This is a genomic window from Pseudomonas mandelii (assembly GCF_002251635.1).
Lineage (GTDB): Bacteria > Pseudomonadota > Gammaproteobacteria > Pseudomonadales > Pseudomonadaceae > Aquipseudomonas > Aquipseudomonas mandelii_B.
On sequence record NZ_NMOJ01000063.1, the window covers coordinates 24,809 to 32,582 of the forward strand.

A 7,774-nucleotide genomic window follows, 5' to 3' on the forward strand; every position below is an offset into this window, starting at 1 on the left:
ACCTCTGGAGGTGCTTTCATGTCCCATTCTTCGGATTCACCGGCGCTGGTCGGTACCCGCTGGGTCGAACTCGGCCTGACACTCTTCACCACGCTGATCGGCGCGGTGGTGATGTTTGGCAGTCTCGAACAAGGTATCGGCTGGGGCGATTCCGGCCCCGAGCCGGGTTACTTCCCCTTCTACATCGGTTTGCTGTTGAGCGCCGCGAGCGTGGGCAACGGCGTGTTGACCGTGGTGCGCTGGCAAGCCCTGAGCATTGCATTCGTCAGCCGCAGTGCATTCCGCCAAGTGTTGTCGGTGTTCATCCCGATAGCGCTGTTCGTCGGCGCCATGCCGTTCACCGGCATTTACGTGGCTTCGGCATGTTTCATCGCCTGGTTCATGTGGCGTGACAAGGTCCGCGCCAAGCCTTATGGCAAATGGATGATCGGCACCGTGTCCCTCGGCGCGGTGCTGGCCAGCTACCTGATTTTCGCGTTGTGGTTCAAGGTCCCGCTGGATGCCGGCCCGATGGGCGACTGGATTGCACTGGCCGGGAGAAGTTTCAAATGAGCGAATTCGACTCCCTGCTGCAAGGCATGAACCTGATCCTGACCCCAGGCCACATCGGCCTGATGGTGATCGGCGTGCTGCTGGGCATTCTGGTCGGCGTATTACCCGGCCTCGGCGCCCCCAATGGCGTGGCGTTGCTGCTGCCGCTGACCTTCACCATGTCGCCGGTGTCGGCGATCATTTTGCTGTCGTGCATGTATTGGGGCGCGCTGTTCGGCGGCTCGATCACCTCGATTCTATTCAATATCCCCGGTGAGCCCTCATCGGTGGCGACCACATTCGACGGTTACCCGATGGCCCGCGAAGGTCGCGCTGCCGAAGCGTTGACCGCCGCGTTCAGTTCGGCGCTGATCGGCGCCCTGGCCGGGGTGTTGTTGCTGACGTTCCTGTCGACCAAGATTGCCGCGTTTGCCATGTCCTTCAGCTCGCCGGAGTTCTTCGCGGTGTACCTGTTGGCGTTCTGCACCTTCATCGGCATGAGCAAGAACCCGCCGCTGAAAACCGTGGTGGCGATGATGATCGGTTTCGCCATGGCCGCCGTGGGCATGGACACCGTGTCCGGCAACCTGCGCCTGACCTTCGATCAGCCAGCGTTGATGACGGGCATCAGCTTCGAGGTGGCCGTGATCGGCTTGTTCGGGATCGGCGAAATTCTCTGCACCGTTGAGGAAGGCCTGGTGTTTCGCGGCGAGCATGCGCGCATCACGCCGATGATCATCCTGCGCACCTGGGCCAAGTTGCCGCGTTACTGGTGGACCATTGTGCGCAGCACGCTGGTCGGTTGCTGGATGGGCATCACGCCGGGCGGTCCGACGGCGGCCTCGTTCATGAGCTACAGCCTGGCGCGGCGCTTCTCGAAGAACCGCGAGAACTTCGGCAAGGGTGAACTCGAAGGCGTGATCGCCCCGGAAACCGCCGACCACGCCGCCGGCACCAGCGCGCTGTTGCCGATGCTGACCCTCGGCATTCCCGGTTCGGCCACTGCGGCAGTGATGCTCGGCGGCTTGATGATCTGGGGCCTGCATCCTGGCCCGACGCTGTTCGTCGAGCAGCATGATTTCGTCTGGGGCCTGATTGCCAGCATGTACCTCGGCAACGTGGTGAGCTTGATTGTGGTGTTGGCCACCGTGCCGCTGTTCGCCTCGATCCTGCGCATTCCGTTCTCGATTATTGCGCCGATCATCATCATGGTCTGCGCCATCGGTGCCTACTCGGTGCACAACTCGTTCGTCGACGTGGTGTTGATGCTGGGCTTCGGCGCACTGGGTTATCTGTTCAAGAAACTCGGTTACCCGATTGCTCCGCTGGTGTTGGCGGCGGTACTGGGCGACAAGGCGGAAGATGCGTTCCGTCAGTCGATGCTGTTCTCCGATGGCCATCTGGGGATCTTCTGGTCCAACCCGTTGGTGGGCTGCCTGACCACGGCGGCGTTGCTGATGCTGTTCTGGCCGTTGATTTCCAAGGCCCTGGGCACCCTAATGGGGTTGCGCAAACCCCAGGTCGCCAAGCCTAAATCGGTGCTGTAACGCGGCAATGCTGGCAACGCCTGGCATTTGTTGTCAGGCTTGCCGCAGTCCTAATTGCGAGCACGGCCCATGACCCGAATTCCTGCTGCCAATGTGATTCACAGTCGACTGCGTCTGCGCCAACTGCGGCTGATGCTGGCGTTGCAGGAATTCGGCTCGTTGCGCCGCGCCGCCGACCACATCGGCATGACCCAACCGGCGGCGACCAAGATGCTGCATGAAGCCGAGGACCTGCTCGGCGTCGAACTCTTCGAGCGTCTGCCCCGGGGCATGCGCTCGACCCCGTTCGGGGAAACCGTCATCTACTACGCGCGCATGGTGTTTGCTGAACTGAGCGGCATGCGTGAAGAATTGGTCGCGCTCGAATCCGGCAACCTTGGCCGGGTCGCGGTCGGGGCGATTCCCGCGCTGGCCTCGGGGCTGTTGACCCGCACCATCGCGACCTTGAAGCAAAGCCATCCACGCTTGTCGATGAGCATTCAGGTCGACACCAGCGACGTGCTGGTGCAGGCGCTGTTGCAGGATCAACTGGATATCGTATTGGGCCGGATCCCGGCAGGCGCGCGGGCCGAAGAGTTGCTGTTCGACAGCCTCGGCGAAGAAGCCTTGTGCGTCATTGCCGGTGCACAGAACCCGTTGGCCCAGGAGAAAAACCTGAGCTGGGCCGAGTTGCAGAACATGACCTGGGTGCTGCAACAACAACCGAGCCCGATGCGCGCGATCATCAATCAGGTGTTCCACAATGCGCGGGTCGACATCCCCAGCAGCATCGTTGAAACCACCTCGATCATGACCTTGCTGTCCTTGATCCAGCAGACCGACATGCTCGGCGTCACGCCGGTGTCGGTGGTGGAGGATTATCCGGGCCGTGATCTGCTGGCGGTGTTGCCGATCAAATTTGAGGCACGGCTGCCGCCGTATGGGCTGATCACCCGCCGTCACCGGATTCAATCGTCGGCGATGCAGGCGTTCATGAATTCGGTACGGGCTGAGCATGCGCTGGCCAAATAAAAAAAGGCCCGGGGCAGATGCTCCGGGCCTTTTCGTTTTCACGCTGCTTTACGCGGTTTTACGAAACACGAACACCAGACCGACAATAATCAGCACCATCCCAAGCATGCTCAATGCCGCCAGCCGATTACCGAAAATCAGGTAGTCCATCACCGCTGTCACGGCAGGCACCAGGTAAAACAAACTGGTGACATTCACCAGATTGCCGCGCGCGATCAGGCGGTACAGCAGCAACGTTGCCAACACCGACACCACCAACCCCATCCACAACACCGGCACGATGAACCCACTGCTGTGTTCGAAATGAAACGGCTGAAACGGCACGAAGATCCCGCAGAGCAACAGCCCCGCCAGGTACTGCACGGGCAACGTCCCGAGAGGGTTGTCGGTGATACGCTTTTGCATGATCGAGCCGAACGTCATGCTCGCCAGCGCCAGCAAGCCGAACACCATCCCGGCCAAAGACATGCCGGCCAGACCGATGCCCTGGTAAACCACCATGATCAACCCGGCCAGGCCCAGCGCCAGGCCGAACATCCGGCTGGCCGAGCGCTGACGCTCCATGATCACCACCGTGAGAATCGGCTGCACGCCCATGATGGTGGCCATCACCCCTGGCGTGACTTTGAGATCCAGCGCCAGCAGATAGAAAATCTGATAAGCCCCCAGCAACACCACGCCCGTGGCCATTGCATACAACATCGGCTTGCCGCCCTTGGGCAATTTCAGCTTGAGCAACGGCACCAGCACTATCAATCCGCACAAGGCGATGGCAAAGCGAATCAGCAAAAAGGCAAAAGGCGANGCATGGGCCAGGCCCCATTTGGAGAAGATCGCACCGCTGCTCCACAGCAGAACGAACAGGCTCGTGGACGCCGCCGCGAGCGCGGATTTTTTCGACAGGACAAACATGAATACCACCTGTANTCAGGCAAAAAAGCCAATTCAGCCAAGGCTGAAACTCAGTAGGTTTTTTTCAGGCGGGCACAGGGCACAGCGATTCGCTGATCAGCCCGTAATGCCAACACCCGGCGGTGATACGACTGCGTACACCGGCGTGCGACTGACAGGTGGGGGGTAGTGACTGATCTGCGCAGGCTGCTTATTCCCGCACGGCACGACCACAGCGTTGACCGCTGAATCGACTACCGCTATGCGCAGGGAAGCTGGCATGGGCTGATCTTTTTTGATGAGGTGGACGGTGGGGTAAGAGCACCACCGAGCGCCGACTATAACCAGCGGCGGACATGAATTGCAATGACTTGGACAAAGGGCCAGTAACGACACCTCGTCGCGGGCGCATCATTTAAATTTCCCCCATAAAAAAACCACTCCCAAGGAGCGGTTTTCTATTAAATCCAGTCAGCCAAACAACCAATACCCCAACAACGTCAGCACCGCCACCGCCAGCACCGGCCGCAGCACGCGGTACGCCTTGGGATTACGACGCTTCCAGCGCTTGACCACACCGCTGAACTTGTCGCTGAAGGTCTTGCTCCAGGCATACGCCTGGTTGATCCCGCCCACACGCTCATCATCAAGGTTTTGCGGCGCCGTGGCGCGGCCGAACTANCCGCTGATCCAGCGGTTGATGCGCGTCATCAGCCGGTTGCTCAGCGGGCGTTCGATGTCGCAGAACAGAATCACGCGGGTCTTTTCAGTCTCGTTCTTCACCCAGTGCACGTACGTTTCGTCGAACATCACGTCCTCACCGTCGCGCCAGGCGTAAACCTGGCCATCCACGAAGATGCGGCAGTCGTCGGAGTTCGGCGTGGACAAACCCAGGTGATAACGCAGCGAACCGGCAAACGGGTCGCGGTGCGGGTTGAGGTGGCTACCCCCCGGCAACAGCGCGAACATTGCGCCCTTGACGTTGGGGATGCTGCTGACCAGCGCCACGGTTTTCGGGCACAGGGCCTCGGCCGATGGCAGCGGTTTGTCGTACCACTTGAGGTAGAAGCGCTTCCAGCCCTTTTTGAAGAACGAACCGAAACCGGCGTCGTTGTTCTTTTCGGCGGCGCGGATGTACCCCTCGTCGAACAGGTGCATCGCCTCTTCGCGAATCACTTCCCAGTTGTCCTTGAGCACATCCAGCTCCGGGAACTTGCTGCGGTCCAGATAGGGTTTGGACGGTACGCTGGAGAACAGGTACATCAACGCGTTGTAAGGTGCAAACAAGGCCGAGTGGTTGACGAACTGACGCAGAACCGGCAATCGCGACTTGCCGCGCAAATGCACATAGAGCGTGCTGCCAAGAAATAGCAGCAACACAGACGCTTTCGCGGCAAAGGAAAAGGTCATCTACGGCTCCTTGAGATTAGGCTCTTGCACAACGCCATTTACCCGACGTGGCAGCCGGCCATGATAAACACTACCGGCCTCGGGAAAAACCCGCAAAACTCGACATTCAGTATTAAGGCTTGTGCAATAAAGCACTTATTAACATAAGGTTCCTGAACGGGGGCTGACCTGAATCAGCCCTCTCACCAAAAGATCAAATGATCGCAGTCAGCGCCTACTGCTGATTCTCCTGCTCGGTAAACAGATCGCTGAACAACATGCTCGACAGGTAGCGCTCACCCGAGTCCGGCAGGATCACCACGATGGTCTTGCCCTGCATTTCCGGTTTCTCGGCCAGCCGTACCGCCACCGCCATCGCGGCGCCACAGGAAATACCGCACAAAATCCCTTCTTCCTGCATCAAGCGCAGGGCCATGGCCTTCGATTCGTCGTCACTGACCAACTCAACCCGATCGACGATCGACAAGTCCAGATTCTTCGGGACAAAACCGGCACCGATCCCCTGGATCTTGTGCGGGCTCGGCTTGATCTCTTCACCCGCCATCGCCTGGGAAATTACCGGCGACACCAGCGGCTCCACGGCTACCGAGATAATCGGTTTGCCCTGGGTATTCTTGATATACCGCGAAACACCGGTAATGGTTCCGCCGGTTCCAACGCCCGCCACCAGCACATCGACCGCGCCGTCGGTATCGTTCCAGATTTCCGGGCCGGTGGTTTTCTCGTGGATCGCCGGGTTGGCCGGGTTGTCGAACTGCGACGGCATGAAGTATTTGGCCGGATCGCTGGCCAGGATCTCGGCAGCCTTCTCGATCGCGCCTTTCATGCCCTTGGCTGGCTCGGTCAGTACCAGTTCGGCGCCCAGGGCCTTGAGCACTTTGCGTCGCTCGATGCTCATCGACGACGGCATGGTCAGCAGCAGCTTGTAGCCACGGGCGGCGGCGACAAACGCCAGGCCAATGCCGGTGTTGCCGGAGGTCGGTTCTACAATCGTCATGCCGGGCTTGAGTTTGCCGGTGCTTTCGGCGTCCCAGATCATGTTTGCGCCAATGCGGCACTTCACCGAATAACCCGGGTTACGCCCTTCGATCTTGGCCAGGATGGTCACGCCACGCGGTGCGATGCGATTGATCTGAACCAGGGGCGTNTTGCCGATGGAATGGGCGTTGTCAGCGTAAATACGGCTCATGGCTGGGTCCTTGTACAGCGTTGAATAAGCTCCCAAAGGTATGCCTGTTGCCGGTGGTCGTCCAGTCGGGTCGAACGTCCGGTAAACACCGCAGTCAATGGCTTTATATCGCCAGAGATTTACCGCCATGAAACGTCGATACCGTTGGCCCCTGTGGACCCTCGCCGGCCTCGTTGTGCTGCTGGTTGCCCTGCATATCGCCCTGCCCTACCTGGTGCGCAACTACCTGAACGACAAGCTTGCCGACATGGGCGATTACCGCGGCCAGGTCACGGACGTGGACGTGGCCCTGTGGCGCGGCGCCTACAAAATCAACGGCCTGCAGATCGTCAAGGTCGACGGCAAGGTGCCTGTGCCGTTCGTCAAGGCACCATTGATCGACGTNGCCGTCAGCTGGCATTCGCTCCTGTACGACCATGCCGTGGTGGCCGAAGTAAAGTTCTTTAATCCAGAGGTGAACTTCGTCGACGGCGGCGCCAACAAACAGAACTCCCAAACAGGTCAAGGCACCGACTGGCGCGCGCAGTTGGGCAAACTGGCGCCGTTCACCTTTAACGAAATACGCATCTACGATGGCAAGATCAGCTTTCGAAACTTCAATTCCAAGCCTCCCGTCAACATGAACGCCACACAGGTCAACGCCAGCATTTACAACCTGACCAACGTGGCCGATACCGAAGGCAAGCGTGACGCCCGTTTTGAAGGCAAGGCGTTGTTGCTGGGGCACGCGCCTCTGGAAACCACGGCCACCTTCGACCCTCTAAGCAACTTTGAAGACTTCGAATTCCGACTTCGGGCAAAAGACATCGAACTCAAACGCATGAACGACTTTGCCTCGGCCTATGGCAAATTCGACTTCAGCGCCGGTCACGGCGACGTGGTGATCGAAGCGCAGGCCAAAAATGCCAAACTGACGGGCTACATCAAACCGCTGCTCAAAGACGTGGACGTGTTCAACTGGCAGCAGGACGTGGAAAACAAGGACAAAGGACTTTTCCGTTCCATCTGGGAGGCCATTGTCGGCGGCTCCGAAACCGTGCTGAAAAACCAGGGCAAGAACCAGTTTGCCACTCGCGTTGAGCTCAGCGGCAATGTGCATCGACAAGATATCAGCGCGTTCCAGGCGTTTTTGCAGATTTTGCGTAATGGTTTTGTCCAGGCGTTTAACGCCCGGTATGAACGGCCGAAGCCGGAG

6 protein-coding genes and 1 pseudogene are annotated in these 7,774 nt (G+C 59.3%); 4 read left to right on the top strand and 3 right to left on the bottom strand.

Annotated features, from left to right (window positions below):
- The first annotated feature begins 18 nt into the window (after nucleotides 1–18).
- The 3 genes from B7L09_RS09475 to B7L09_RS09485 all read left to right on the top strand — a co-directional run bounded on the left by B7L09_RS09475 (nucleotide 19) and on the right by B7L09_RS09485 (nucleotide 3,089).
- Entirely contained in the window at nucleotides 19–552 is a 534-nt protein-coding gene (locus tag B7L09_RS09475; RefSeq protein WP_094468612.1) for a tripartite tricarboxylate transporter TctB family protein, read from the top strand.
- Nucleotides 549–2,078, top strand: a complete 1,530-nt coding sequence (locus B7L09_RS09480) for a tripartite tricarboxylate transporter permease (protein WP_094468613.1) — start codon at nucleotides 549–551, stop codon at nucleotides 2,076–2,078. Before B7L09_RS09475 ends, B7L09_RS09480 begins: the two co-directional genes overlap by 4 nt.
- A 69-nt stretch (nucleotides 2,079–2,147) precedes the next feature.
- On the top strand, nucleotides 2,148–3,089 hold the full coding sequence (locus B7L09_RS09485) for a LysR family transcriptional regulator (protein ID WP_094468614.1): 942 nt from the start codon (nucleotides 2,148–2,150) through the stop codon (nucleotides 3,087–3,089).
- A gap of 48 nt (nucleotides 3,090–3,137) precedes the next feature.
- On the opposite strand, the gene B7L09_RS09490 is transcribed toward B7L09_RS09485, so the two are convergent.
- From B7L09_RS09490 to cysK, 3 genes and pseudogenes are all read right to left on the bottom strand, one after another.
- Nucleotides 3,138–4,001: a DMT family transporter gene (locus tag B7L09_RS09490; protein WP_094468615.1), complete on the bottom strand. Its 864-nt coding sequence runs from the start codon at nucleotides 3,999–4,001 to the stop codon at nucleotides 3,138–3,140.
- Nucleotides 4,002–4,451: 450 nt separating this feature from the next.
- Nucleotides 4,452–5,390 (bottom strand): annotated as a pseudogene (locus B7L09_RS09495) (aspartyl/asparaginyl beta-hydroxylase domain-containing protein).
- A gap of 214 nt (nucleotides 5,391–5,604) precedes the next feature.
- Entirely contained in the window at nucleotides 5,605–6,579 is a 975-nt protein-coding gene (cysK, locus tag B7L09_RS09500) for a cysteine synthase A (protein ID WP_094468616.1), read from the bottom strand.
- A 97-nt stretch (nucleotides 6,580–6,676) separates the two neighbouring features.
- Here cysK and B7L09_RS09505 point away from each other — a divergent pair.
- A partial coding sequence (locus tag B7L09_RS09505) for a DUF748 domain-containing protein (protein ID WP_438269306.1) occupies nucleotides 6,677–7,774 on the top strand: 1,098 nt, incomplete at its 3' end.